The sequence below is a fragment of the Citrobacter sp. Ca225 genome, from assembly GCF_030337175.1.
GTDB classification, from domain to species: Bacteria; Pseudomonadota; Gammaproteobacteria; order Enterobacterales; family Enterobacteriaceae; genus Citrobacter_A; species Citrobacter_A amalonaticus.
On record NZ_JAOWCD010000078.1, the window covers coordinates 129,896 to 156,357 of the forward strand.

Below are 26,462 nucleotides of genomic sequence, written 5' to 3' on the forward strand. Positions count from 1 at the left end.
AAAGGCTTTGCGAATTGGCCTGCCGGGGAGTGAAATGCAGGCCAATAGCGTGGTCAATTAATGCTGTTGATAATTGACGACGTTGAGCACGTGCTGATCGGTCTGCTCAGGGCACAGTCCCGCGCGTTTGGCGCTACGCACTTCCTCAAGAATCGTTTGTAACAACAGCCCATCTTGCTGCTGTTCTTTTTCCAGAGCGTGGAGAAAATTCAGGGTAGGCGCATCGTTCAGGGCTTCCGCTTCGTTGGTGAGCTGCGAAAGCGTGCTGGCGCGCTGCTCATAATCTTCCATTGTTTTCTGAAACAGTTCTTCCAGCGAATGTAAGTCTTCGCCTGGTACATCAATGGCCTTAACGACCGGATTCGCCCCGGCATTTTTCATGAAGTTAAAGACGCGCATCATTTGGGTGACATTACTCTGGGCTTGAGTACGTAAGAAAGTCGCAGTACCCATTAGACGGTGTTCAGAACACCACTCACTCAGATGGAGGTAGAGATTGGAAGCATAAAACTCAAGATTCATTTGATTATTGAGTTTGTTTACCATTCCAACTGCAGCCATATCAATATCCTTATTTCCTGATAGAAGGGATGTGCAGCGCTAATCTGCACAACTTACTGTTAGCAGAATACGTCCATTCTGCCAGTCCATTATGTGATCGAAGAGTCAATTCCATCGCGAATCGAAAATAAGCATACCTGCATCAACGGAATAAGAAAATCCTTAAGTGGCATTGTTTATGATTTTTTACACATTACTGAAGTTAATACGTCAACCCGTATTTGGTAAACATAATGTGAAATTATATATCTGATTGATTTTGTTGAATCTTGAATGGTTTTGTGATTTTGAAATGATGTTTTAAGTCACAAAAGTGGATAGTTTAGCGTGGTAATATCAGAATATTGATAATCTTTACCGTCCCTGCCGCGATAATAATCCTGTGAAACCGTTCTGGCAGAAATAATGCCAGTTTGTCTCTTACTAAAAATCAGGGCAGCGACATCTTGTTCAATTATAACCGAATGATTAATCCGTCATTTTCGGTGTTATCAGCCTGTAATAAATGAGGAAAGGTGAATGAAAAGAGTGGCCGTCTTGCTGGCATCGGGTTTCGAGGAAGCGGAAGCGATCGTTACTATTGATATCTTGCGTCGTCTGAATATTGACGTCGATACCCTGGCCTGCGCGGAATCTCGCGCCGTCGTGAGCTACCACAATGTCCCAATGGTCACCGATTACACGCTGGCGGGGCAACAGGAGCGCCTGTATGACGCGGTGGTGCTGCCGGGCGGCCCACAAGGGAGCGTAAACCTGGCGGCGAATCCACAGGTTATTGAGTTTGTCTCGCGTCATGATGCCGCCGGAAAATTAATTTGTCCCATTTGTTCAGCGGCCGCTCGTGTATTAGGCGGCAACGGCTTACTGAAGGGGCGCCGTTATGTCTGCTCAGGCGATCTCTATAAAACGGTGACTGATGGCGTTTATGTTGATGCGCCGGTTGTGGAGGATGGGCATCTCCTGAGTAGTAAAGGATTAGGCCATATTTTTGATTTTGCCCTGACGCTGTCAGCCCGTTTGTTAGGCGATGACCAACCCGTTCGTGAACATGCTGAACATATCTATTATCCGTGGTAATTCGTTTGTACCCGAATACAGGGGTATTCGGGTACAAGGATTTGTGAGCTGACCTTATGGATTAATGTGCTACGCCATTTTTTATTTGTCTGACAATTACCCCATTTCTTATGTCATTTTCCGCTGAATTTATGTACGCAATTACTGTAATTCTGCGGTGTGATGCCGCTCTCCTATGGAGAATCAATTTCCCGCTACAACTATTCCAGCACTGGCACTTATCTTGAGTTCTTTTGGTAATGCCTTGTTTTTCGTCTGAATTACATAAAGTCGTTGAATATTACCCTACATAAAATGACGCTAAAGCTGGAGTTAACCATGCACAAATTCACTAAAGCGCTGGCAGCCATCGGTCTGGCTGCCGTTATGTCACAATCCGCTATGGCAGAATCGATGAAACTGGGTTTTCTGGTGAAACAACCGGAAGAACCCTGGTTCCAGACGGAGTGGAAATTTGCCGATAAAGCCGGGAAAGATTTGGGCTTTGAAGTGATTAAAATTGCGGTGCCGGACGGCGAGAAGACGCTGAATGCGATCGACAGCCTGGCGGCGAGCGGGGCGAAGGGGTTTGTTATTTGTACCCCGGATCCAAAACTGGGTTCCGCTATTGTCGCGAAGGCGCGCGGCTACGACATGAAAGTGATCGCCGTGGACGATCAGTTCGTCAATGCCAAAGGCAAACCGATGGATACCGTCCCGTTGGTGATGATGGCGGCAACCAAAATCGGCGAGCGTCAGGGCCAGGAACTGTATAAAGAGATGCAGAAACGGGGTTGGGACGTCAAAGACACCGCGGTTATGGCGATTACGGCCAACGAACTGGATACCGCACGTCGTCGTACCGGCGGTTCGATGGAAGCGCTGAAAGCCGCCGGTTTCCCGGAAAAACAGATTTACCAGGTTCCTACCAAATCTAACGATATCCCCGGCGCATTTGATGCTGCCAACTCCATGCTGGTTCAGCACCCTGAAGTTAAACACTGGTTGATTGTCGGCATGAACGATAACACGGTACTCGGCGGCGTGCGCGCCACTGAAGGCCAGGGCTTTAAGGCGGCGGACGTGATCGGCATTGGTATTAATGGCGTTGACGCAGTGAGCGAACTGTCGAAAGGGCAGGCGACCGGCTTCTACGGCTCACTGCTGCCAAGCCCGGACGTTCACGGTTATAAATCCAGCGAAATGCTCTACAACTGGGTGACTAAAGGCGCAGAACCACCGGCATTCACCGAAGTGACTGACGTGGTGCTGATCACCCGTGACAACTTCAAAGAAGAGCTGGCGAAAAAAGGGTTAGGCGGTAAGTAAGAAGACAGCAAGTGAAAAGCCGGATGGCATCGCTCATGTCGCCATCCGGCAACCGGTTAGAACGATACTGACTCACGGAGACGTTATGCAACAGTCTACCCCGTATCTCTCATTTCGCGGCATTGGTAAAACCTTCCCCGGCGTTAAAGCGCTTACGGATATCAGTTTTGACTGTTACGCCGGTCAGGTGCATGCGCTGATGGGTGAAAATGGTGCCGGGAAATCAACGCTTTTAAAAATTCTCAGCGGTAACTATGCGCCAACCACGGGCTCTTTGGCGATTCGCGAGCAGGAAATGCGCTTCGCGGATACTACCGCCGCGCTGAATGCCGGCGTTGCCATTATTTACCAGGAATTACATCTCGTGCCGGAGATGACCGTTGCCGAGAATATCTATCTCGGGCAACTGCCACACAAAGGCGGCATTGTGAACCGCACTCTGCTTAATTATGAAGCGGGTTTACAACTTAAACATCTGGGGATGGATATCGATCCTGCGACCCCTCTGAAATATCTCTCCATCGGCCAGTGGCAGATGGTGGAAATTGCCAAAGCACTGGCGCGCAACGCCAAGATTATTGCCTTCGATGAACCGACCAGTTCGCTCTCTGCAAGGGAGATCGAAAACCTGTTCCGGGTGATCCGCGAACTGCGTAAAGAAGGGCGCGTCATTCTGTATGTTTCGCACCGCATGGAAGAGATTTTCGCGCTCAGTGATGCGATTACCGTGTTTAAAGATGGCCGTTACGTGAAAACCTTTACCGACATGCAGCAGGTCAACCACGATGCGCTGGTGCAGGCGATGGTTGGGCGCGATCTGGGCGATATTTACGGCTGGCAGCCACGTCCCTATGGCGCAGAACGCCTGCGCTTGCATGCCGTAAAAGCGCAGGGCGTACGCACACCCATCAGCCTTACGGTACGCAGCGGCGAAATCGTTGGGCTGTTTGGGCTGGTAGGCGCGGGCCGCAGTGAGTTAATGAAAGGCTTATTTGGCGGCACCCGTATCAGCGAAGGGCAGGTGTACATCGACGAAAAACCGATTGATATCCGCAAGCCGGCGAATGCTATCGCGGCAGGCATGATGCTGTGCCCGGAAGACCGGAAAGCGGAGGGGATCATCCCGGTGCATTCGGTACGTGACAACATCAACATCAGTGCCCGGCGTAAGCATGTGCTGGGGGGATGTGTGATCAACAACGGATGGGAAGAAACCAATGCTGACCAACACATTCGCTCGCTGAATATCAAAACCCCCAGTGCCGAACAGTTAATTATGAATCTCTCCGGTGGTAACCAGCAAAAGGCGATTCTCGGTCGCTGGCTATCGGAAGAGATGAAAGTGATTTTGCTCGACGAACCGACACGCGGCATTGATGTTGGCGCGAAGCACGAAATTTATAACGTTATTTATGCCCTGGCCGCACGCGGCGTTGCCGTGCTGTTCGCCTCCAGTGACCTGCCGGAAGTCCTCGGCGTGGCTGACCGCATTGTGGTGATGCGGGAAGGAGAGATCGCCGGGGAATTACTTCACGAACAGGCGGATGAGCGCCAGGCGCTAAGCCTTGCGATGCCTAAAGTTAGCCAGGCTGTCGCCTGAGAAAGGAGAGAATGATGTCTTCCGTAACAACTTCCGGATCGGGCGCACCAAAGTCGCCATCACCCTTTAGCCTGGGACGTATCTGGGACCAGTATGGCATGCTGGTGGTCTTCGCCGTCCTGTTCCTCGCCTGCGCTATTTTTGTGCCGAACTTCGCAACATTCATCAACATGAAAGGGCTGGGGCTGGCGATCTCCATGTCGGGCATGGTGGCCTGCGGCATGTTGTTCTGCCTGGCATCAGGAGATTTTGACCTGTCCGTGGCGTCGGTGATTGCCTGTGCCGGGGTGACCACGGCGGTGGTCATCAACATGACCGAAAGCCTGTGGATTGGCGTGGGGGCGGGTCTGTTGCTGGGGGTGCTGTGCGGGCTGGTTAACGGCTTCGTGATTGCACAACTCAAGATCAACGCGCTGATCACCACGCTGGCAACGATGCAAATCGTCCGTGGTCTGGCATACATCATTTCCGACGGTAAAGCGGTGGGGATTGAAGACGAGCGCTTCTTTACCCTCGGCTACGCCAACTGGTTCGGCTTACCGGCGCCGATCTGGCTCACGGTAGGCTGCCTGATTATCTTTGGCTTGTTGTTGAACAAAACCACCTTCGGGCGCAACACGCTGGCGATTGGGGGCAACGAAGAGGCGGCGCGTCTGGCCGGGGTGCCGGTGGTGCGTACCAAAATCATTATTTTCGTGCTCTCCGGTCTGGTCTCTGCGGCGGCCGGGATTATCCTCGCCTCGCGTATGACAAGTGGACAGCCGATGACCTCCATTGGCTATGAACTGATCGTCATCTCCGCCTGCGTGTTAGGCGGCGTTTCCCTGAAGGGCGGCATCGGAAAAATCTCATATGTGGTGGCGGGTGTCCTGATCCTGGGGACCGTGGAGAATGCGATGAACCTGCTGAACATTTCGCCCTTCGCCCAGTACGTCGTACGCGGCTTGATCCTGCTGGCAGCAGTGATCTTCGACCGTTACAAACAAAAAGCCAAGCGTACGGTCTGATAAAAAAGTCTAACTTTTTAGTCTAGTTCCTCTCCTTTGCCAGCCGCTACACCCGGCTGGCAATTGTCTTTGCAAATGGCGAGCATCGTCACACTGTCTATACTTACGGTTGCTTATGAGGCGCGATTCGCGCGGCTCAGATATAACAATAAGGAGGAGTACCGGGTGGCAGAACCGTTAACCGTAACCCCTGAACAGTCCGTGCACTATGCTTATTTTTTTGATCTCGATGGAACCCTTGCGGAGTTAAAGCCGCATCCAGACCAGGTGGTGATTCCTCCCACGATCCTTCAGATGCTCCACCACCTTGCAGAACGCAACGCAGGGGCTTTGGCATTGATTTCAGGGCGCTCAATGGTTGAACTTGACGCGTTGGCTCACCCCTGGCGCTTTCCGCTGGCAGGGGTGCATGGGGCTGAACGCCGTGACATCAATGGGAAAATGCATATTGTGCATCTCCCTTCGGCAATAGAACGCGATATTAGCGTGCAGTTACATACGGCGCTGGCGAAACTGCCGGGGACCGAGATGGAAACCAAAGGGATGGCGTTTGCGCTGCACTATCGACAGGCGCCAGAACATGAAGCTGCGCTGCAGGCGCTGGCGCTGCGTATTACGCAAACCTGGCCGCAGCTTGCGCTCCAGCAAGGGAAGTGCGTTGTCGAAATTAAGCCGAAAGGCACCAATAAAGGTGAAGCGATAGCCGCGTTTATGCGTGAAGCGCCGTTTGCCGGGCGGGTCCCTGTTTTTCTGGGTGACGATCTGACCGATGAGACCGGGTTTCGCGTGGTGAACGAGGCGGGTGGCATTTCAGTGAAGGTGGGAGAGGGGGAGACGCAGGCGCAATGGCGATTAGCCGGGGTGCCAGACGTCTGGCGCTGGCTGGAGTCTGTTTACACTGCACAACAAGAAACAACCATGAATGACAGGAGAGATGGCCATGAGTCGTTTAGTCGTAGTATCTAATCGAATTGCGCCCCCCGATAACAAAACCAGTGCAGGCGGCCTGGCCGTTGGTGTGCTGGGCGCGCTGAAAGCGGCGGGGGGACTGTGGTTCGGTTGGAGTGGCGAGCTGGGTAACGAGGATCAGCCATTAAAAAAGGTCACCCGGGGCAATATCACCTGGGCGTCGTTTAACCTGAGCGAAAAAGACCACGAGGAGTATTACAACCAGTTCTCTAATGCCGTGTTGTGGCCCGCCTTTCACTACCGTTTAGATCTGGTGAATTTTCAGCGCACCGCCTGGGAAGGCTATCTGCGGGTGAACGCGCTGCTGGCAGATAAGCTGCTGCCGTTACTGAAAAAAGATGACATCCTCTGGATTCATGATTATCACCTTTTGCCGTTCGCCAGCGAACTGCGTAAACGTGGCGTGAATAATCGTATTGGTTTCTTCTTACACATTCCTTTCCCAACGCCGGAAATCTTTAACGCGTTGCCGTCATCGGAAGAGTTGCTTGAGCAGTTATGCGATTTTGACCTGCTGGGATTCCAGACGGAAAACGACAGGCTGGCCTTCCTTGACTGTCTCTCCAGCCTGACGAGAGTCACGACTCACGATACGCACAGCCACACGGCCTGGGGAAAATCGTTCAGCACCGAGGTGTATCCCATCGGAATCGAGCCGCAGGAGATTGCCCAGCAGGCTTCTGGTCCACTGCCGCCAAAACTGGCGCAGCTGAAAGCGGAGTTGAAGAATCTAAAGAATATCTTTTCCGTTGAGCGACTGGATTACTCAAAAGGGTTGCCAGAGCGTTTTCAGGCCTACGAGGCGTTGCTGGAGAAATACCCTCAGCATCACGGAAAAATCCGTTATACGCAGATTGCGCCCACTTCACGTGGCGATGTGCAGGCGTATCAGGATATCCGTCACCAGCTTGAGACAGAAGCCGGGCGCATTAACGGTAAATACGGGCAACTGGGCTGGACGCCACTGTTCTATCTCAACCAACATTTCGACCGCAAATTACTGATGAAAGTGTTTCGCTATTCAGATGTAGGGCTGGTCACGCCGCTGCGAGATGGTATGAATCTGGTGGCGAAGGAATTCGTTGCTGCCCAGGATCCCGCCAATCCAGGCGTTCTGGTGTTGTCTCAGTTCGCCGGTGCGGCAAATGAGCTGACCTCAGCGCTGATCGTTAATCCTTACGATCGCGATGAAGTCGCGGCGGCGCTGGATCGTGCACTCACGATGCCGCTTTCCGAGCGTATTTCGCGGCATGCTGAGATGCTGGAAGTGATTGTCAAAAACGACATCAACCACTGGCAGGAGCAGTTTATCTGCGATCTAAAGACGATCACCCCGCGCAGCGCTGAAACTCTTCAGCAACGGAAAGTCGCGACGTTTCCAAAGCTTGCCTGAGCGAGGTTTTTAGGGATCAATCTCCTTCAAGCGGGACCAGCAGGACGTCCACCAGGCTTGAACTCACCACACTTTTCGCCGAGCAGGAGGCTCGCGAAAAGAAGCTATGGTTGTGGTTGCCACAGATGACCAGATCCACGTCGTGTTTGCGGCACACGTCCAGAATATGCTCGCTTAACTCGCCGTAGGTAATGAACGTCTGCGCGATCGGATAGCCCGCCTCTTTCCCCAGTTTTTCAAGAAAATCAGTGGTCTCCTCATGCATTACCGCGCGTAAATCCTCCAGCATGGGGGCGGCAAATTGATTGTATAACTCGGGGTCGGAGGCGAGGGTGATGAGGCTGATTCGTGCGTTGACGGGACGGGCAATGGAGACGGCTTTCGCCAGGAGTTGTTGGCTTTCCGGGGTGACTGCCACGGCGACAAGAATGTGGGTGTAGCTCATAACTCGCTCCTTATTGCAAGAATATGAGGTGGTTCTTCAGCATTACTCCGATTTGCTGACAACTGCAATGCCTCTATATGACAATAATGTGAACGCTATCATAATTATTCATTAATATTCCTTATAGGTGGAACTCAGGAATAACTAAAAAAGTTAACCAAATCGATTGACTTAAATTAAATCAGCGAGTCAATCAAAATTTGGTTTAACAAATTCATGTTCGTGATTAATCGCAATCTAATCATAAGCTCTGCGTATTCATAAAAAATAAGTAACAATTAACATATTGTTTCACAAGCATAAAAATAATTTTGCTTGCGCAGGCAGATAAATGCATTTCAATTATTTTACTTACGTGATATTAACGCTGGTTGCGTAAAATCTTTCGCCGCCCCTGACGCTTGATTTAATACCCGTGAGAATAAAATGGTGTTTTGCTGATTAATTTCCCAGCAAAATAAAAGCCCAACTGATGGATTTATGTTAACGATTAAGTTAATTTATGTGACGTGCATCACATATTTTCCAAATTCGCAGCGTGGGTTTGTTGTATGTCTCGGGTGTGACGAGTACAGTTGCGTCGAATTAGGAAAAATCTTAGGCATTTGTAAGAATTCATGTGCTCGCGTTACAACCAGGCAAGATGCCAGCGTGACGCGCGCATTGATGTTTTAAGCGCCTGAGTCGAAGGTATGTGTTTGACCTATTTGCTTTTTTTACCGGGAATTCCCGGCGACATCACGGGGTGCGGTTTTTCCGCATAAAAATAAAAGTTGGTTATTCTGGATGGGAATAATGCATACATCCGAGTTGCTGAAACACATTTATGACATCAATTTGTCATATTTACTCCTTGCACAGCGTCTAATCGTTCAGGACAAAGCGTCCGCCATGTTTCGTCTCGGAATCAATGAGGAAATGGCGACCTCTCTGGGGGCGCTGACCCTTCCGCAAATGGTAAAACTGGCAGAAACGAATCAGCTTGTGTGTCATTTCCGTTTCGACAGTCATCAAACCATTACGCGTCTGACTCAGGATTCCAGAGTAGACGATCTCCAGCAAATTCACACCGGTATCATGCTGTCCACGCGTCTGTTAAGTGATGTCAATCAGGCTGATGAAACCGCGCGTAAGAAAAGGGCCTGATGATGAGTGAAAAAAGCATTGTTCAGGAAGCTCGTGATATCCAGTTAGCGATGGAATTGATCACACTGGGTGCCCGTTTGCAAATGCTGGAAAGCGAAACGCAGTTAAGCCGCGGTCGCCTCATCAAGCTGTACAAAGAACTTCGCGGCAGTCCCCCTCCAAAAGGCATGCTGCCGTTTTCCACTGACTGGTTTATGACCTGGGAGCAAAATATACATGCTTCCATGTTCTGTAATGCCTGGCAGTTCTTACTTAAAACGGGCCTGTGTAGCGGTGTTGATGCCGTCATTAAGGCGTATCGACTGTACCTGGAACAGTGTCCGCAGGGTGAAGATGGGCCGCTGTTGGCGTTGACTCGCGCGTGGACGCTGGTGCGTTTTGTCGAAAGCGGCTTGCTTCAGTTATCAAGCTGTAACTGCTGTGGTGGTAATTTCATTACCCACGCTCACCAACCTGCGGGCAGTTTTGCCTGCAGTTTATGCCAGCCGCCTTCCCGTGCGGTAAAAAGACGTAAACTTTCCCAGGATGCTGCCGATATTATTCCACAACTGCTGGATGAACAGATCGAACAGGCTGTTTAACCGATACGGTGTGGACGAAACACTCCAGCAGCGGTAAGTCATTACCGCTGCTTTTTTTTTGCCTCGCCAACGCGTTAACGCCCCGACTGCGCATCCTGTCATAGTCAACAGCAGAAGGATGATGTCGTGCTTATCTTATTAGGTTACCTGGTGGTTATTGGTACAGTTTTCGGCGGTTACATGATGACTGGTGGAAACCTGGGGGCACTCTATCAACCGGCTGAATTTGTCATCATCGGTGGCGCGGGAATAGGGGCATTTATCGTGGGTAACAACGGTAAAGCCATCAAGGGGACACTGAAAGCGCTGCCGTTACTGTTTCGTCGTTCGAAATACACCAAAGCGATGTATATGGATCTGCTGGCACTGCTCTATCGCCTGATGGCTAAGTCTCGCCAGCAGGGGATGTTCTCGCTTGAACGAGACATTGAGAACCCGAAAGAGAGCGAAATTTTTGCCAGCTATCCCCGTATTCTGGCCGACTCGGTGATGCTGGAATTCATCGTCGATTACCTGCGCCTGATCATCAGCGGCAACATGAATACCTTCGAGATCGAAGCGCTGATGGACGAAGAGATTGAAACGCACGAAAGTGAATCGGAAGTCCCGGCCAACAGCCTGGCACTGATGGGGGATTCACTGCCGGCGTTTGGTATCGTTGCGGCGGTGATGGGGGTTGTACACGCCCTCGCGTCAGCGGATCGACCGGCTGCAGAACTGGGCTCACTGATTGCCCATGCGATGGTCGGTACATTCCTCGGTATTCTGCTGGCCTACGGTTTTATTTCACCGCTTGCCAGCGTCCTGCGTCAGAAGAGTGCGGAAACCAGCAAAATGATGCAGTGCGTGAAAATCACGTTGCTGTCAAATCTGAACGGTTACGCCCCGCCGATCGCCGTCGAGTTTGGGCGTAAAACGTTGTATTCCAGCGAGCGCCCGTCATTCATTGAACTGGAAGAACATGTTCGCGCCGTGAAAAACCCGAACCAACAGCAGCAGACGACGACTGAGGGCGCATGAAGAATCGGTCTCATCCTATCGTCGTGGTTAAGCGGCGCAAACATAAGGGGCATGGCGGCGGCGCACACGGATCGTGGAAGATTGCTTACGCTGACTTTATGACCGCCATGATGGCCTTTTTTCTGGTGATGTGGCTCATTTCCATCTCCAGCCCTAAAGAACTGATTCAGATTGCCGAATACTTCCGTACCCCGCTGGCGACGGCGGTGACGGGAGGGAATCGCATTTCCAATAGCCAGAGCGCGATTCCTGGCGGTGGCGATGACTTTACCCAGCAACAGGGTGAAGTGAATAAGCAGCCGAACCTCGATGAACTGAAAAAACGTATGGAACAAAATCGCCTGAGCAAACTGCGTGGCGACCTCGATCAGCTCATCGAATCGGATCCCAAACTGCGGGCGCTGCGTCCGCATCTGAAGATTGACCTGGTGCAGGAAGGGCTGCGTATTCAGATTATCGACAGCCAGAATCGCCCGATGTTTAAAACCGGTAGCGCTGAGGTTGAGCCTTATATGCGTGACATCCTGCGGGCAATCGCTCCGGTGCTGAACGGTATTCCCAACCGTATCAGCCTGTCCGGGCATACGGATGATTTCCCTTACGCGAACGGTGAGAAAGGCTATAGCAACTGGGAGCTCTCTGCCGATCGCGCCAATGCTTCGCGGCGTGAACTGGTACAGGGCGGTCTGGATGACGGAAAAGTATTACGGGTGGTCGGCATGGCCGCCACGATGCGTATGAGCGATCGCGGTCCGGATGACGCCATCAACCGCCGAATCAGTCTGTTGGTGCTGAACAAACAGTCCGAACAGGCCATTTTGCATGAAAACGCTGAAAGCCAGAACGAGCCGGTAAGTGTATTACAACAGCCTGAGGCCAGTCCGCAGGTAAGCGTTCCCACATCGCCACCAGCCAATCCGAGGTGATAGCGTGAGCATGGATATAAGCGATTTTTATCAGACTTTTTTTGATGAAGCTGACGAGTTGTTGGCTGATATGGAGCAACATCTGCTCGATCTGGCGCCCGAAGCGCCGGATGCCGAGCAACTGAATGCCATATTTCGTGCAGCGCACTCCATCAAAGGGGGCGCCGGCACGTTCGGCTTTACCGTTTTGCAGGAAACCACGCATCTGATGGAGAACCTGCTGGATGATGCGCGTCGCGGTGAGATGCAGCTCAATACCGCCATTATCAACCTGTTTTTGGAAACGAAAGATATTATGCAGGAACAGCTCGATGCCTATAAAAGTTCGCAGGAGCCGGATGCCGCCAGTTTCGAATACATCTGCACGGCATTACGCCAGTTAGCGCTGGAAGCAAAAGGTGAAACCGCGCCAGCGGTGGTGGCGAATGCCCGACTGAGCGTGGTCGACAACACGACACCTGACGACGTGGTCGTGGCAGAAGAAGCGAAATTACGCATCTTTCTCTCGCGCCTGAAGGCCAGTGAAGTGGCCCTGCTGGAAGAAGAGCTGGGCAATCTGTCCACCCTGTCTGATGTCGTCAAGGGCGAAGACAGCCTGGCGGCCACGCTTGATGGCGACATTGCAGAGGATGACGTCATTGCCGTGCTGTGCTTTGTGATTGAAGCCGACCAGATTGCCTTTGAGAAAGTGGTGACAGCGACGGCACCCGCGGTCCAGCCGGAAGTGGCTGAAGTGGTTGCGGTCGAACAGCCTGTCGTCGCCGTCCCAGCGGTGAAAGCGGTTGCCAGAGAAGCGCAAACCGGACGCGTAGAGCGGGAAAAACCGGCACGCGCCAGTGAATCCACCAGCATTCGCGTGGCGGTGGAGAAGGTTGATCAGCTGATCAACCTGGTCGGTGAGCTGGTGATTACCCAGTCAATGCTGGCCCAGCGTTCGAACGAACTCGACCCGGTCAATCATGGCGATCTCATCACCAGCATGGGGCAGTTACAACGTAACGCCCGCGATCTGCAGGAATCGGTGATGTCGATTCGTATGATGCCCATGGAATACGTGTTCAGCCGCTTCCCGCGTCTGGTACGCGACCTGGCGGGCAAGCTTGGTAAACAGGTTGAACTGACGCTGGTCGGCAGCTCGACGGAACTCGACAAGAGCCTGATTGAACGCATTATCGACCCGCTAACGCACCTGGTGCGTAACAGCCTCGACCACGGAATCGAACTGCCGGAAAAACGCATGGAATCCGGTAAGAATGTGGTGGGCAATCTGATTTTGTCGGCGGAACATCAGGGCGGCAACATCTGCATCGAAGTGACCGATGACGGGGCTGGACTGAACCGCGAGCGCATTCTGGCGAAGGCGATCTCCCAGGGGATGGCGGTCAATGAAAACATGACCGATGACGAAGTGGGGATGCTGATTTTTGCCCCAGGCTTCTCGACGGCCGAGCAGGTGACCGACGTTTCCGGACGCGGCGTGGGTATGGATGTGGTGAAACGGAATATCCAGGAGATGGGTGGCCACGTTGAAATCCAGTCGAAGCAAGGGACCGGCACCACCATTCGTATTTTGCTGCCGCTGACGCTGGCGATCCTCGACGGCATGTCCGTGCGCGTCGCCGACGAAGTCTTCATTCTGCCGCTGAATGCGGTGATGGAATCCCTGCAACCACGTGACGATGATCTGCATCCGCTGGCAGGGGGCGAGCGTGTGCTGGAAGTACGCGGCGAATATCTGCCGCTGGTTGAGTTGTGGAAAGTCTTTGAAGTGGAAGGGGCGAAAACCGAAGCCACCCAGGGCATCGTGGTGATCCTGCAAAGCGGCGGTCGCCGTTACGCGCTGTTGGTCGATCAGTTGATCGGTCAGCACCAGGTGGTGGTTAAAAACCTGGAGAGTAATTATCGCAAAGTGCCGGGTATTTCAGCCGCCACTATTCTTGGCGATGGCAGCGTCGCGCTGATTGTGGATGTCTCCGCCCTGCAGGGTTTAAATCGCGAACAACGTATGGCGATCACCGCCGCCTGATTGAGTAAGAAAGGGTAAAATATGACCGGTATGACTAATGTAAGCAAACTGGCCGGCGAGCCGTCAGGTCAGGAATTCCTGGTGTTTACGCTGGGAGATGAAGAGTACGGTATCGACATCCTGAAAGTGCAGGAGATCCGTGGTTACGATCAGGTCACGCGCATTGCCAACACGCCTGCCTTCATCAAAGGGGTGACCAACCTGCGCGGCGTGATTGTGCCGATTGTCGATCTGCGCGTGAAGTTCTGCCAGGGTGATGTTGATTACAACGATAACACCGTGGTGATTGTGCTGAATCTGGGACAGCGTGTGGTGGGGATCGTTGTCGATGGCGTGTCTGATGTGCTGTCGCTGACCGCAGAGCAAATCCGTCCGGCACCGGAATTTGCCGTAACGCTGTCAACGGAATACCTGACCGGACTCGGTGCGCTGGGCGACCGGATGTTGATTCTGGTGAACATTGAGAAACTGCTGAATAGTGACGAAATGGCGCTGTTAGATATGGCCGCCTCTCACGTCGCCTAATCGCATGATCAGCTGACGGCGTAAACGCCTTATCCGGCCTACCACCTCAACGTAGGCCGGATAAGCGAAGCGCTATCTGACAGTCAACCGTTATGCTCCGACCTGTTGTGACACCGCCTCCTCCTCACTCTCTTCCAGTAAACCTTCGTTTTGTGCCAGCATCGCCGTCGCAATACCGTTACCTAACACGTTAATGGCGGAACGGCCCATGTCGAGAAAATGGTCGATACCCATCAGAAGCAAAATGCCGGCGACCGGAATGTTAAAGCTCGGAATCGTTGCCGCCAGCACCACTAACGCGGAACGCGGAACGCCGGCAATACCTTTTGACGCCAGCATCAGCGTGAGCATCAGGACGCTAATCTCAGCAAACGACAGATGAATGTTGTAGGCCTGCGCGATAAACATCGACGCAAAAGAGCAGTAAACCATTGAACCGACCAGGTTGAACGAGTAACCAATGGGCAGCACGAAAGAGACGATGTTGCGCGAGCAGCCAAATGTCGTCAGTTGCTCCAGCGTTTTCGGATAGGCCGCTTCAGAACTGCTGGTGGTAAAGGCCACCAGAACCGGATCCTTGAGCATACCAAGCAGGCGAAACACCTCTTTTTTCAGTACCAGATATCCCACTGCCAGCAACACCAGACAGGTCATCAGAATTGCCACGTAATAACCGCCAATGAACGAGGCGTAGTTGAGCAAAATGCCCAATCCTTCGGTGGCGATCACCGAGGAGATGGCGGCAAAAATGGCCAGCGGGGCGACGTACATCACGTAGCCGGTCACTTTCAACATAATGTGGGAAACCACGTCCAGCGCCGCCACCAGCGGGGTATTGAATTTTTCGCCCAACGACGCGCCGCCGATCCCGAAGAACATTGAGAACACCACAATCTGCAAAATTTCGTTATTGGCCATCGCACCGGCAATGCTGGTAGGAATGGTATGTGACAGGAAACCTTTCAGGCTCATCCCGCCGACGGCGAGACCGGTATCCACGGCTTCTTTCGGGATAGCCAGATTGAGTCCGCTGCCGGGTTGTTCCAGGGTGACAATAAAAAGGCCCACCAGAATGGAAAGAATAGAAGAGCTGATGAACCAGATCATCGCTTTGCCGCCCACACGTCCGATGGTGGACGTCTCGCCAAGACGCATAATGCCCACAGTCAGAGTGCTGAACACCAGGGGGGCGATAACCATCTTAATCAAACGTAAGAAGATGTCGGTGAGGAGGGTGATGTTATCCGACCAGGCGGCAATGACGCTTTCGGATGTATACGAGTGAATAACCGCACCTGACACAATACCTGCCAGCATGAAAATCACGATGAATATCGTGAGTTTATTTGCATTTGCCACTAAAAATCCCTCAGGCTGAATTTAACAATTTTTTATCAGCGATACATATGTTTTATGTATTTAATTACGCCAAATCATTTCCTACCTAACCTGGAGTAATTCGTCGTGGGTTACAACTTTTTTTTATTATTTGCTTATTTTGTTGTATTCATGACCGCGTACTTTTTAGCACGGGATAGCATAAACGTCTGTGACTGCCAGCCACGTGTCTGCCATCTCAGTGACTGGGTGGAGTGGATATCGCCTTCTGACCTGGATTTCCCTTTCGCAAACGTAAAGTTCTTATCAAGGGTGCCGATAACGTTGTTAACTCGTTTTCAGGAAGGTGCCTTATGTTTAACCGTATCCGCGTTGTCACAATGCTGATGATGGTGCTGGGGGTTTTCGCACTGCTACAGCTTGTCTCTGGTGGTTTGCTGTTTTCGTCTTTACAGCAGAATCAAAAAAGTTTTGTTATTTCCAACGATCTACGCCAACAGCAGAGTGAACTGACCTCGACATGGGATCTGATGCTGCAAACACGTATCAACCTCAGCCGTTCCTCTGCACGCATGATGATGGACGCCAACAATCAGCAGAGTAGTGCAAAAAACGATCTGCTGAAGAGCGCGAAAAATTCCCTCGCTCAGGCGGCAGAGCACTACGCCAGATTTAAAGCTATCGATCCGCTGCCAGAGATGGTGGAGGTCAGCAACAATGTGGACGAAAAATACCAGAACTATTTTGCCGGTTTAACCGAACTGGTGCAGTTCCTGGAAAGCGGCAACATGGATGCCTTTTTCGCGCAACCGACGCAGGGAATGCAAAACGGACTCGGCGACGCGAAGAGCAAGTACGCCAGCGTCAGCGAAAAACTCTATCGCCAGGCGTTTGATGAAAGCGCGCGCGACTACCAGTTTGCGCAGTGGCAACTCGCCATTCTGGCGGTGGTGCTGGTGCTGATCCTGGTGGTGGTGTGGTACGGCATTCGTCACACCCTGCTCAACCCGCTTGCCAGCGTCATCGCTCATATTCGTGAAATCGCCGGCGGTAACCTGACCAACACGCTGACCGTTGCCGGACGTAATGAAATTGGCGAACTGGCTGGTAGCGTCGATCACATGCAGCGCTCGCTGGTAGACACCGTCACCCAGGTGCGCGAAGGCTCCGATGCCATTTACGCCGGTACCACGGAAATCGCCACCGGCAACACCGATCTTTCATCGCGGACCGAACAACAGGCGTCGGCGCTGGAAGAGACGGCGGCCAGCATGGAAGAGTTAACCGCGACGGTGAAACAGAACGCCGACAATGCCCGACAAGCGTCGCAACTGGCGCAGAGCGCCTCGGAAACCGCGCAGCACGGCGGCAAAGTGGTGGATAACGTCGTTAAAACGATGCATGAAATTGCCGGTAGCTCGAAGAAGATTGCCGACATTATCAGCGTTATCGACGGTATTGCCTTCCAGACCAATATCCTGGCACTGAACGCCGCGGTGGAAGCCGCGCGAGCAGGTGAGCAGGGGCGTGGCTTTGCGGTGGTCGCCGGTGAGGTACGTAATCTGGCCAGTCGCAGTGCGCAGGCGGCAAAAGAGATCAAAGCGCTGATTGAAGATTCCGTTTCGCGCGTGGATACCGGCTCCGTGCTGGTCGAAAGCGCGGGCGAGACCATGAACGATATCGTCAATGCGGTGACCCGCGTGACCGACATTATGGGCGAAATTGCCTCGGCTTCTGATGAACAAAGCCGTGGCATCGATCAGGTGGCGCTGGCGGTTTCTGAAATGGACCGCGTAACGCAGCAAAACGCCTCGCTGGTCCAGGAATCCGCAGCCGCCGCGGCCGCACTGGAAGAACAGGCCAGCCGACTGACGATGGCGGTCTCCGCATTTCGTCTTGCCGCGCGTCCTTATGCGGTAAAAACCAAAGAAGAACGGACTTCTGCAGACGCGCCCCGCAGCGCGCAGAAGCCCTCGTTAAGCATGGAGCACGATACTAACTGGGAAACATTTTGACCGAAATTTAACACTGCGGCCGTTGCCGCCTGATGGGAGCGTTGATGTTTAATCGTATTCGAATCTCGACCACGCTGTTTTTGATTTTGATCCTCTGCGGTGTATTGCAGATTGGCAGTAATGGCTTGTCTTTCTGGGCATTTCGGGACGGTTTTCAGAGCCTGAATCAGGTCGAGCAGAGTAATCAGCAACGCGCGGCGCTGGCACAAACGCGCGCCGTTTTATTACAGGCGAGTACCGCCCTCAACAAGGCCGGGACATTAACGGCGCTGAGCTATCCGCCCGATGACATCAAAAGCCTGATGGTTATCGCGCGCGAAAGCCTGGCGCAGTCCGCCACGCTGTTCAATGGCTTCAAGGCTATCGAGGCGAATACGGAATCGGGCAAAGCGCTGCAGGACGCAACAGAGAAAAGCTTCACCCAGTGGCGCAGCGATCTGGAGCATCAGGCCACCTGGCTTGAAAACAACCAGTTGTCAGACTTTCTGACCGCGCCAGTGCAGGCGTCACAGGATGCCTTTGATGTGAACTTTAACGCCTGGCAGCAGAACATTAACCATGTGCTGGTGGTGGCTGGGCAACAGAGCAAAAACAACTATCACATGTCGGCAGCGATCTTTATCAGCATGGTCATTATTGCCGCGCTGTTAACCACCGGAGCGCTGTACTGGTCGCGCAAAATGATCGTCCAGCCGCTGGCGATTATCGGCAGTCATTTTGACAGCATTGCCGAGGGCAACCTGGCGCGGCCGATTGCGGTTTACGGGCGTAATGAGATTTCGGCGATCTTTGCCAGCCTGAAGGCGATGCAACAGGCGCTGCGGGAAACCGTCAGCGACGTGCGTCAGGGCAGTCTGGCGATGCACACCGGGATTTCTGAAATCGCGATGGGTAATAACGATCTCTCCTCACGCACCGAGCAGCAGGCGGCGTCATTGGCGCAGACGGCGGCCAGCATGGAGCAGTTAACGGCTACCGTCGGTCAAAACGCCGACAATGCGCGCCAGGCTTCCGGGCTGGCAAAAAGCGCCGCCGAAACGGCGAAAACCGGCGGCGAACAGACCACCAAAGTCGCCAGTACGATGCAGGCGATTGCCGCCAGTTCGCAAAAGATTGGCGACATTATCGGGGTGATCGACGGTATCGCCTTCCAGACCAATATTCTGGCGCTCAACGCGGCGGTCGAAGCGGCGCGTGCTGGTGAGCAGGGGCGTGGATTTGCTGTGGTTGCCGGAGAAGTACGAAACCTGGCGAGCCGCAGCGCCCAGGCAGCAAAAGAGATTAAAGGGTTAATTGAAGAGTCGGTGAACCGCGTCCACCAGGGATCGCAACTCGTCGATACGGCTGCCCGCACCATGACGGAAATCGTCAGCTCGGTCACCCGGGTCAACGACATCATGGGCGAGATTGCCTCGGCGTCAGACGAACAACGCAGAGGAATAGAGCAGGTGGCACAGGCCGTCACCCAGATGGATCAGGTGACACAACAGAACGCCGCGCTGGTGGAAGAAGCCGCCGCCGCGACCGGGCAACTCGCGCATCAGGCCGACACGCTGTCAGCCCGTGTAGCAGTATTCAAACTTGAAGAGCATGTGGTAACACACCAAGAATCGGCACCGCCGCAGGCTGTGCCCGTTGTATCCTGAATGTGATTGAGAAGGCGCTATGACATCATCTCTGCCCAACGGGCAAACGTCATTATTGTTACAGATGACCCAGCGCCTTGCGCTGTCCGACGCGCACTTTCGTCGGATATGTCAATTAATCTACCAGCGTGCGGGGATCGTGCTGGCGGACCACAAGCGGGACATGGTTTACAACCGCCTGGTCCGTCGTCTGCGTACGCTGGGAATGGATGATTTTGGTCACTATCTCAGCGTGCTGGAAGCGAATCAAAGCAGCGCAGAGTGGCAGGCTTTTATCAACTCGTTGACCACTAACCTGACCGCTTTTTTCCGCGAAGGGCACCATTTCCCGGTACTGGCGGAAAGCGCGCGTCGTCACAGCGGCGAATACCGGGTCTGGAGCGCCGCGGCATCGACCGGTGAAGAGCCGTACAGTATCGCCATTACGTTGGCCGATACGCTGGGCATGGCGCCAGGGCGCTGGAAGGTGTTCGCCAGCGATATTGATACCGAAGTGCTGGAAAAGGCCCGTAGCGGGATCTATCGCCTGGACGAACTGAAGACCCTGTCGCCGCAGCAGCTCCAGCGTTATTTCATGCGCGGAACCGGTCCTCATGATGGGCTGGTGCGTGTACGTCAGGAACTGTCAAGCCACGTCGAGTTTTCCGTGATTAACCTGCTCGATAAGCAGTACAACGTGCCGGGACCGTTCGACGCCATTTTCTGCCGCAATGTGATGATCTATTTCGATAAAACGACGCAGCAGGACATTCTGCGCCGTTTTGTCCCTCTTCTTAAGCCTGATGGTCTGCTGTTTGCCGGGCATTCAGAGAACTTTAGTAACCTCGTGCGCGACTTTAGCCTGCGCGGTCAAACGGTTTATGCGCTAAGTAAGGGTAAAGCATGAGTAAAATCAGGGTGTTGTCGGTCGATGATTCTGCATTGATGCGCCAAATCATGACCGAAATTATTAACAGCTATAGCGACATGGAGATGGTGGCAACCGCACCCGATCCGCTCGTCGCCCGGGATTTAATCAAGAAATATAACCCTGACGTGCTGACGCTGGACGTCGAAATGCCGCGGATGGACGGCCTCGATTTTCTTGAAAAGCTGATGCGACTGCGTCCGATGCCGGTAGTGATGGTGTCGTCGCTGACGGGGAAAGGCTCGGAAGTGACACTGCGGGCGCTGGAACTGGGGGCGATCGATTTTGTCACCAAGCCGCAGTTGGGGATCCGCGAAGGGATGCTGGCCTACAGCGAGATGATTGCGGAGAAAGTGCGCACGGCGTCACGCGCACGTCTGACAGCCCATAAACCGCTTGCGGCGCCGGTCACCTTAAAGGCGGGGCCGCTGCTCAGTTCGGAAAAACTGATTGCGATTGGCGCCTCGACGGGGGGCACCGAGGCAATTCGCCATGTGCTGCAACCGCTGCCGCTCTCCAGTCCGGCGGTCATTATTACGCAGCATATGCCGCCCGGTTTTACCCGCTCGTTTGCTGAACGTCTGAACAAGCTGTGTCAGATAACCGTGAAAGAGGCGGAGGACGGCGAGCGTGTTCTGCCGGGTCATGCCTACATTGCGCCGGGCGATAAACACATGGAACTGGCACGCAGCGGGGCAAACTATCAAATCAAAATTCATGACGGTCCACCGGTTAACCGGCACCGGCCGTCGGTGGATGTGCTGTTTCATTCGGTAGCGATTCATGCGGGGCGCAATGCTGTCGGGGTGATCCTGACGGGAATGGGCAACGACGGCGCCGCCGGAATGTTAGCGATGCACCAGGCAGGCGCCTGGACGATTGCGCAAAATGAAGCAAGTTGTGTGGTGTTCGGCATGCCGCGCGAAGCCATCAATATGGGTGGCGTCAGCGAAGTGGTCGATCTTAGTCAGGTTAGCCAGCAGATGCTGGCGAAAATCAGTGCCGGACAGGCAATACGTATTTGAATCAGGAGTAATTTTTTATGGCGGATAAAGAGCTTAAGTTTTTGGTTGTGGATGACTTTTCCACCATGCGTCGCATCGTGCGTAACCTGCTTAAGGAGTTGGGATTTAACAACGTGGAAGAGGCCGAAGATGGCGCGGATGCGTTGAATAAACTGCAGGCAGGTGGGTTTGGTTTTGTCATTTCCGACTGGAACATGCCGAACATCGACGGTCTCGAGTTGCTGAAAACCATTCGCGCGGACAGCGGAATGTCCTCACTGCCGGTGCTGATGGTCACGGCAGAAGCGAAGAAAGAGAACATCATTGCCGCGGCGCAGGCCGGGGCCAGCGGCTACGTAGTGAAACCGTTCACCGCGGCGACGCTGGAAGAAAAACTCAATAAAATCTTTGAGAAACTGGGCATGTAAGGGGCTGACCATGATGCAACCACAGATTAAACCCGTAGATGAACATTCTGCCGGGGATATCATTGCCCGCATTGGTAGCCTGACCCGTATGCTGCGTGACAGTCTGCGCGAACTGGGACTGGACCAGGCGATTGCCGAAGCGGCAGAAGCCATTCCTGATGCCCGTGACCGTCTGGACTATGTAGTACAGATGACCGCGCAGGCGGCTGAGCGCGCCCTGAACAGCGTTGAGGCTTCTCAGCCGCATCAGGACGAGATGGAGAAAGGGGCGAAGGCGCTGAGCAAGCGTTGGGACGAGTGGTTTGAAAACCCGATTGAGCTCTCTGACGCCCGCGAGCTGGTGACAGACACTCGAAAATACCTCGGCGATGTGCCCGGGCATACCAGTTTCACCAACGCACAGTTGCTTGACATCATGATGGCGCAGGACTTCCAGGATCTGACCGGTCAGGTGATTAAACGCATGATGGATGTGATTCAGGAGATTGAACGTCAGCTGCTGATGGTACTACTGGAAAATATTCCAGAGCAGAGTTCTCGACCCAAACGCGAAAGTGAAAGCCTGCTGAATGGTCCGCAGGTCGATGCGACCAAAGCGGGCGTTGTCGCCAGCCAGGACCAGGTGGACGACCTGCTGGATAGTTTAGGCTTTTGAGAACAATGGCCCTCAAGGGCCATTGAGAGTGATGACAAATCTCCTGTTGATACTGGGCGAGCAGATATCGCCCAGTAAAAATAAGGAAAATCAATTTATTGATTTTCATCTGCTTACTACAAAGAAGGAGAAAACACGCTTTTTCCTTCTTTGTCAGCAGTCTGAATGGCCCGTCGGGGCCATTGTTCACTTTGCAGTTAACGGATATCCATTTTTACCGTGACGTTGCCTTCAAAATGGCCAGCATCGGGTTTATTACTGGTTGTGGCAACCGGTGCGGCGGTCATCTGGATATGACCATCGCCGTTGCCATCTAACACAATGGGGAAGTCCGCACTACCATCCAGCGGTATGCCATTATCATTGCTGTCATACATTCTTACGCCAATGTCGTCTCGTCCTATCATTTTGGCAATGAATCCTGTGCCTGTATCGTTAACGCCCTGATCGGCGGATAGGGTCAGCTTTATTTTGTCGCTATTACTGACAGCGGTACTGTCGCAGTGGAATTTGATATCTACATCGCGCAGCGTGAATCCTGAAGGAACGGCTCCAGGCGCAGTAAAATTAGAACTGGCCAGGGTTTCAAAATCGACATTGATCGTACTCCCTGCGTTTATCGTACAACTGAGCGGTGCGTTAATAGCGCCAGAGATGTACATTTCCGACGCGACACTGGCTTTGCTGAAGTTACACGACCCCGAGCCGTAAAAGATGCATACGCTGGTGGACATCAGTAGCTGATTCGGAATGGTTTCTATGCCGAATATCGGGTTAACGATATACAACGAGAGACTTATCTTGTTCCAGTTGAATAAACGCTTAGGATTGCCGGCTACAGGACTGTTTGCGCAAAGTGACTGCGTCGCTTCGCTATTATCGCCTTCGAACAGACTGGTTGTGGGCGACTGATTGGGATAGGTTTCGAGGAGATAAGCGGTACCTCCTCCCGAGACGGTATCGGAGAAGGCTGATATCTGGATATCTAAGTTGTTAGTGAGCTTGCCATATTTAGCCGTTCGGCCGGTAGGCAGTGGCGTGGTACGGTAACTGTAGATCTTCTCGGTGGTTGTACCTGTCACCCCAGGGCACGAACTGCACTGCGCTGCATGCGGATCCGAGGGAAATACAAAGCTTATTGTTGGCTGGATTCTATTCCCGGCGTAGTTATCCTCCGCGCTCAGGTCGTAATTGAGCGGGACATCGACTCTGCCCTTGGTGGGGAAGCAACCACTCAGATAGGTGGTTGCACCGAATGCCTGCAATACGGGAAGTAGCCCGCTCAACAAAATCAGTACGTGCAGACGATGTGGGGTGAAAAGCCAGGCCCATCGAAATTGCTTCATTTAACCTCCTTGCTTGCAAGCCGCCGTCATGCGCTTGATGTCGGCGGCATCCGTATTCTGGGGAATCTCTTCACCGGTTGTAATCGTTGCGATACACCTTTGCCGCTCCTGATTTCCCCATTTTGCCTTGAGCGTGACGGTACCGCTGAGTCCGGCGAGATAGACCACGCCCTGATCATCGGCAATGCCATTGAGCAGACCATCTTCTGAGGTCACCATCGTACCAAAGGGCAGCGGTTGTCCTGATGATTGCACCAGCGTAACCAGCGCGCGATAACCCCGACGAGCACTGAAATGCGCCACGACGGCGGCGTTTCGCGAAGGGACCACTGTTGATGAGGTATTACTGCTGTCGACATCATCTGGCAGCGTAGTGGTATCAATGTTGATGTGATTTTCCTGATAAGCTGAAATGGAAGGAATGATGGCGTTGCCAAACATATCAGTATGGATCCCGCGTTGATTCTGGAAACTGACACCGGGTGCGCCGTCGGCATCGACTATCGCAAACTGGCTACCGAGGGGTTGCGACAGCGTAATGCCACGAGGATGCGCGACCAGTGCGCCATTCGCACCGTAGCTGAGCTGGCGCGAGCCATCTGACGCCGTGTAATAACCGGCATTGAGCCTGCCGTATTGGGCATACCAGGTGCTATATACGCTGCTGCTGTCCTGAGGACTCTGATTACTGCGGCTTTGCTGAAGCGAATAGTTCAGGCGGTTATCGGCCAGTAGCGAACCGTTCAGCCCTACGTTCTGCGTGGTTGCACCGTGCTGATTATTGTTAAGGCTGTAGGTTGCCCAGCTATCAGGTAGCCAGTGGCTTAGGGGAATCGTTAACCCTAAATAAAGTGAACGATCGTCCTCGCTATTGCTGGTTGTGCTCCAGGTGAGAGAGAGATTGTAGCTGATGCCCATCAGGCTGTAACTTGCACCTGCAGAAAGGGAGCTATCACGACGGCTATTATTCCAATAATTTTGCTGATAGCCGTTGATATAAATATTTCCGGCGCCCACCGGTTGGCTGGTATTGAGTTGCAGCCGATTACGTTTATGATCCCGCGTTTCATCTGATGAATCTTTCGTCTGGTGTTGATTGGCTTCCACAAAACTGTAATAACCTTCACTTGAGTATCGGTAGCCTGAAAGGGAAAAGTGCGTATTGGTTGGGTTGAAATCCCCAGTGTACAGGACTCGCCATGACTGCCCGCTGCTGATGTTACCTGAATCCAGAACGCTTCGTGCAGCTGTGACATCCGCGGAGATCGCCCCCCAGTTGCCGAGGCTAATGCCCATTCCCGCGTTGACAGCGTTATAGTCTTGTGCGGTAGTTAAACCACCGATCGCCGTGAATGTATTATTGATTCCATAAATGATACTGCCCTGAGCAAATTCGGGTTCTTTGTCGTTGCTGCCATTGTCTGCCCGATAGTGGCCTGCAGTGGCTTCAAAACGCAGGCGAGAAGGGCGCTGCATTAGCGCAATGCTGGAAAAAGGCTGGATGGTGGTACGCACCGAGCCATCCGCTTCCTGTACGCTAAGTTCCAGATCGCCACTGTTGGTGGAGGCTGCCAGATCGTTGATTTCGAAAGCTCCAGGGGCGACGTTTTGTTGATAAATGGTGTAGCCATTTTGTTTGACGGTCACCACGGCATTGGAATAGGCCGTTCCGCGGAGCGTCGGTGCATAGCCTCTTTCGCTGTTTGGCAGCATCTCGTCATCAGAGGCGATGTTAATACCATTGAACTGCAGGCTATCGAAGACTTCTCCACGCGTGCTGCTCTGACCGGCGATAAACTGCGCTTTTAACGTTTGCACATCGTGTTGTATCCACGTGGCAATATTCTGCCAGCCCTGATTATCCGCGGCATTTGACCAGGTGCCATAGTTGCGCAGACGCCATTCCCCCAGATTCGCGCCGCTGCGAAGATTCAAATATTGATTACTGTGCTGTCCCTGAGTGTGTGCGAGATTATCCTGACCGCTAAACGCGTAATCAGCAAACAGCACCGGAACGCCCGCATCCCAGCGTGAGGGATCGACAGCGTTCGCATTCACTTTCTGAACCGCAATCTGGGGGATGCTGAGATGCAGATTCTGTAATTTAAAATCAAAAACAGCACTTGCAGCAGGAATATAAGTTCCCAGATCGTGTTTCAGGGGCTTATCGGCAGGCTCGGATGCCAGTATGGGGTAGTCGTCCACCTTGATTCCCCATTCGCGCAGCATTTTCGGGGTAAGCAGGGGAACCAGGCTTCCGTCTTCGGCGTTGACATAAGCCAGCGTTTTTTCCTGGATTTTTCTGTCGTTGAGCAGAATGTGTGAAGGATAGCTACCTGCGAGCTGAGCCTTCGGGTTGTCGAAAATCGCCAGGTTGGTCGTCTGTGGTGTGTTTTCGCCACCTTCAAGGGAGTTGGGTTGAAAATAAAAATCGCGGGCATAGAGAACAGAACTACTCAAGAACAATAAACCACTCAGCCCGTGCAATAAGGGGGCAAAAGCGCGGCTGGAGGAATGGCTTAGTGGCTGAGCGCGGTTA

23 protein-coding genes are annotated in these 26,462 nt (G+C 53.0%); 18 read left to right on the forward strand and 5 right to left on the reverse strand.

From position 1 onward, the window contains the following. Nucleotides 1-57 precede the first annotated feature (57 nt). Nucleotides 58-561, reverse strand: a complete 504-nt coding sequence (locus OGW13_RS13255; RefSeq protein WP_043000320.1) for a non-heme ferritin-like protein — start codon at nucleotides 559-561, stop codon at nucleotides 58-60. A 519-nt stretch (nucleotides 562-1,080) separates the two neighbouring features. Between OGW13_RS13255 and OGW13_RS13260 the strand changes: the two genes are divergently transcribed. The 6 genes from OGW13_RS13260 to otsA all read left to right on the forward strand — a co-directional run bounded on the left by OGW13_RS13260 (nucleotide 1,081) and on the right by otsA (nucleotide 7,915). Beyond that, on the forward strand, nucleotides 1,081-1,638 hold the full coding sequence (locus OGW13_RS13260) for a DJ-1/PfpI family protein (RefSeq protein ID WP_044264803.1): 558 nt from the start codon (nucleotides 1,081-1,083) through the stop codon (nucleotides 1,636-1,638). A 318-nt stretch (nucleotides 1,639-1,956) separates the two neighbouring features. Beyond that, the gene (gene araF / locus OGW13_RS13265) at nucleotides 1,957-2,946 is read left to right on the forward strand and encodes an arabinose ABC transporter substrate-binding protein AraF (RefSeq protein WP_043000322.1); all 990 of its coding nucleotides are present in this window, start codon (nucleotides 1,957-1,959) and stop codon (nucleotides 2,944-2,946) included. Nucleotides 2,947-3,031: 85 nt separating this feature from the next. Beyond that, entirely contained in the window at nucleotides 3,032-4,546 is a 1,515-nt protein-coding gene (gene araG / locus OGW13_RS13270) for an arabinose ABC transporter ATP-binding protein AraG (protein ID WP_044328750.1), read from the forward strand. A 14-nt stretch (nucleotides 4,547-4,560) separates the two neighbouring features. Then, nucleotides 4,561-5,553, forward strand: a complete 993-nt coding sequence (gene araH / locus OGW13_RS13275; protein WP_043000324.1) for an arabinose ABC transporter permease AraH — start codon at nucleotides 4,561-4,563, stop codon at nucleotides 5,551-5,553. A 165-nt stretch (nucleotides 5,554-5,718) separates the two neighbouring features. Continuing rightward, complete coding sequence (gene otsB / locus OGW13_RS13280; RefSeq protein ID WP_043000325.1) at nucleotides 5,719-6,519, forward strand: trehalose-phosphatase; 801 nt, start codon at nucleotides 5,719-5,721, stop codon at nucleotides 6,517-6,519. Then, nucleotides 6,494-7,915 (forward strand): alpha,alpha-trehalose-phosphate synthase, encoded by a 1,422-nt coding sequence (gene otsA / locus OGW13_RS13285; protein WP_044264801.1) that lies wholly within the window; start codon nucleotides 6,494-6,496, stop codon nucleotides 7,913-7,915. The genes otsB and otsA overlap by 26 nt, the downstream gene beginning before the upstream one ends. A 16-nt stretch (nucleotides 7,916-7,931) precedes the next feature. Here otsA and uspC read toward each other — a convergent pair whose 3' ends face one another. Next, complete coding sequence (uspC, locus tag OGW13_RS13290) at nucleotides 7,932-8,360, reverse strand: universal stress protein UspC (RefSeq protein ID WP_043000327.1); 429 nt, start codon at nucleotides 8,358-8,360, stop codon at nucleotides 7,932-7,934. A 795-nt stretch (nucleotides 8,361-9,155) separates the two neighbouring features. On the opposite strand from uspC, the gene flhD reads away from it, so the two are divergent. From flhD to cheW, 6 genes are all read left to right on the forward strand, one after another. Further along, nucleotides 9,156-9,506 carry a flagellar transcriptional regulator FlhD gene (flhD, locus tag OGW13_RS13295; protein ID WP_043000328.1) on the forward strand — a complete coding sequence of 117 codons (351 nt, stop codon included), beginning with the start codon at nucleotides 9,156-9,158 and terminating at the stop codon, nucleotides 9,504-9,506. Between the two features lie 2 nt (nucleotides 9,507-9,508). Further along, nucleotides 9,509-10,087, forward strand: coding sequence for a flagellar transcriptional regulator FlhC (flhC, locus tag OGW13_RS13300; protein WP_042318680.1), 579 nt, complete (start codon nucleotides 9,509-9,511; stop codon nucleotides 10,085-10,087). 126 nt (nucleotides 10,088-10,213) lie between these two features. After that, the gene (gene motA / locus OGW13_RS13305; protein ID WP_043000329.1) at nucleotides 10,214-11,107 is read left to right on the forward strand and encodes a flagellar motor stator protein MotA; all 894 of its coding nucleotides are present in this window, start codon (nucleotides 10,214-10,216) and stop codon (nucleotides 11,105-11,107) included. Next, nucleotides 11,104-12,033: a flagellar motor protein MotB gene (gene motB, locus OGW13_RS13310; protein WP_043000330.1), complete on the forward strand. Its 930-nt coding sequence runs from the start codon at nucleotides 11,104-11,106 to the stop codon at nucleotides 12,031-12,033. Before motA ends, motB begins: the two co-directional genes overlap by 4 nt. A gap of 4 nt (nucleotides 12,034-12,037) precedes the next feature. Next, complete coding sequence (gene cheA, locus OGW13_RS13315; RefSeq protein ID WP_125339872.1) at nucleotides 12,038-14,059, forward strand: chemotaxis protein CheA; 2,022 nt, start codon at nucleotides 12,038-12,040, stop codon at nucleotides 14,057-14,059. A gap of 21 nt (nucleotides 14,060-14,080) precedes the next feature. Continuing rightward, nucleotides 14,081-14,584, forward strand: a complete 504-nt coding sequence (gene cheW, locus OGW13_RS13320) for a chemotaxis protein CheW (RefSeq protein WP_043000332.1) — start codon at nucleotides 14,081-14,083, stop codon at nucleotides 14,582-14,584. 90 nt (nucleotides 14,585-14,674) lie between these two features. On the opposite strand, the gene OGW13_RS13325 is transcribed toward cheW, so the two are convergent. Then, entirely contained in the window at nucleotides 14,675-15,943 is a 1,269-nt protein-coding gene (locus OGW13_RS13325; protein ID WP_044327049.1) for a dicarboxylate/amino acid:cation symporter, read from the reverse strand. Between the two features lie 332 nt (nucleotides 15,944-16,275). Between OGW13_RS13325 and tar the strand changes: the two genes are divergently transcribed. Genes tar through cheZ form a run of 6 tightly spaced genes read left to right on the forward strand, consistent with a single transcriptional unit; the run spans nucleotide 16,276 to nucleotide 22,577 of the window. Further along, nucleotides 16,276-17,937, forward strand: a complete 1,662-nt coding sequence (gene tar, locus OGW13_RS13330; RefSeq protein ID WP_044264796.1) for a methyl-accepting chemotaxis protein II — start codon at nucleotides 16,276-16,278, stop codon at nucleotides 17,935-17,937. A gap of 44 nt (nucleotides 17,938-17,981) precedes the next feature. Next, the gene (tap, locus tag OGW13_RS13335; protein ID WP_181627576.1) at nucleotides 17,982-19,583 is read left to right on the forward strand and encodes a methyl-accepting chemotaxis protein IV; all 1,602 of its coding nucleotides are present in this window, start codon (nucleotides 17,982-17,984) and stop codon (nucleotides 19,581-19,583) included. Nucleotides 19,584-19,602: 19 nt separating this feature from the next. Beyond that, nucleotides 19,603-20,469: a protein-glutamate O-methyltransferase CheR gene (gene cheR, locus OGW13_RS13340; RefSeq protein ID WP_287116202.1), complete on the forward strand. Its 867-nt coding sequence runs from the start codon at nucleotides 19,603-19,605 to the stop codon at nucleotides 20,467-20,469. Beyond that, a complete protein-coding gene (locus tag OGW13_RS13345; protein ID WP_043000337.1) occupies nucleotides 20,466-21,515 on the forward strand; it encodes a protein-glutamate methylesterase/protein-glutamine glutaminase in 1,050 nt (349 codons plus the stop codon). The genes cheR and OGW13_RS13345 overlap by 4 nt, the downstream gene beginning before the upstream one ends. A gap of 17 nt (nucleotides 21,516-21,532) precedes the next feature. After that, entirely contained in the window at nucleotides 21,533-21,922 is a 390-nt protein-coding gene (cheY, locus tag OGW13_RS13350) for a chemotaxis response regulator CheY (RefSeq protein ID WP_043000338.1), read from the forward strand. Nucleotides 21,923-21,932: 10 nt separating this feature from the next. After that, complete coding sequence (gene cheZ, locus OGW13_RS13355; RefSeq protein ID WP_043000339.1) at nucleotides 21,933-22,577, forward strand: protein phosphatase CheZ; 645 nt, start codon at nucleotides 21,933-21,935, stop codon at nucleotides 22,575-22,577. Between the two features lie 197 nt (nucleotides 22,578-22,774). Here cheZ and OGW13_RS13360 read toward each other — a convergent pair whose 3' ends face one another. Further along, nucleotides 22,775-23,923 (reverse strand): fimbrial protein, encoded by a 1,149-nt coding sequence (locus OGW13_RS13360; RefSeq protein WP_061069999.1) that lies wholly within the window; start codon nucleotides 23,921-23,923, stop codon nucleotides 22,775-22,777. Continuing rightward, a complete protein-coding gene (locus OGW13_RS13365) occupies nucleotides 23,924-26,383 on the reverse strand; it encodes a fimbria/pilus outer membrane usher protein (RefSeq protein ID WP_287116203.1) in 2,460 nt (819 codons plus the stop codon). Nucleotides 26,384-26,462: the final 79 nt, after the last annotated feature.

Excerpts from the sequence above, each read along its gene's own strand:
- OGW13_RS13255 (WP_043000320.1), bottom strand. The coding sequence starts at position 561 with ATGGCTGCAGTTGGAATGGTAAACAAACTCAATAATCAAATGAATCTT.
- OGW13_RS13260 (WP_044264803.1), top strand. The coding sequence starts at position 1,081 with ATGAAAAGAGTGGCCGTCTTGCTGGCATCGGGTTTCGAGGAAGCGGAA.
- araF (WP_043000322.1), top strand. The coding sequence starts at position 1,957 with ATGCACAAATTCACTAAAGCGCTGGCAGCCATCGGTCTGGCTGCCGTT.
- araG (WP_044328750.1), top strand. The coding sequence starts at position 3,032 with ATGCAACAGTCTACCCCGTATCTCTCATTTCGCGGCATTGGTAAAACC.
- araH (WP_043000324.1), top strand. The coding sequence starts at position 4,561 with ATGTCTTCCGTAACAACTTCCGGATCGGGCGCACCAAAGTCGCCATCA.
- otsA (WP_044264801.1), top strand. The coding sequence starts at position 6,494 with ATGAGTCGTTTAGTCGTAGTATCTAATCGAATTGCGCCCCCCGATAAC.
- uspC (WP_043000327.1), bottom strand. The coding sequence starts at position 8,360 with ATGAGCTACACCCACATTCTTGTCGCCGTGGCAGTCACCCCGGAAAGC.
- flhD (WP_043000328.1), top strand. The coding sequence starts at position 9,156 with ATGCATACATCCGAGTTGCTGAAACACATTTATGACATCAATTTGTCA.
- flhC (WP_042318680.1), top strand. The coding sequence starts at position 9,509 with ATGAGTGAAAAAAGCATTGTTCAGGAAGCTCGTGATATCCAGTTAGCG.
- motB (WP_043000330.1), top strand. The coding sequence starts at position 11,104 with ATGAAGAATCGGTCTCATCCTATCGTCGTGGTTAAGCGGCGCAAACAT.
- cheW (WP_043000332.1), top strand. The coding sequence starts at position 14,081 with ATGACCGGTATGACTAATGTAAGCAAACTGGCCGGCGAGCCGTCAGGT.
- tar (WP_044264796.1), top strand. The coding sequence starts at position 16,276 with ATGTTTAACCGTATCCGCGTTGTCACAATGCTGATGATGGTGCTGGGG.
- tap (WP_181627576.1), top strand. The coding sequence starts at position 17,982 with ATGTTTAATCGTATTCGAATCTCGACCACGCTGTTTTTGATTTTGATC.
- cheR (WP_287116202.1), top strand. The coding sequence starts at position 19,603 with ATGACATCATCTCTGCCCAACGGGCAAACGTCATTATTGTTACAGATG.
- OGW13_RS13345 (WP_043000337.1), top strand. The coding sequence starts at position 20,466 with ATGAGTAAAATCAGGGTGTTGTCGGTCGATGATTCTGCATTGATGCGC.
- cheY (WP_043000338.1), top strand. The coding sequence starts at position 21,533 with ATGGCGGATAAAGAGCTTAAGTTTTTGGTTGTGGATGACTTTTCCACC.
- cheZ (WP_043000339.1), top strand. The coding sequence starts at position 21,933 with ATGATGCAACCACAGATTAAACCCGTAGATGAACATTCTGCCGGGGAT.
- OGW13_RS13360 (WP_061069999.1), bottom strand. The coding sequence starts at position 23,923 with ATGAAGCAATTTCGATGGGCCTGGCTTTTCACCCCACATCGTCTGCAC.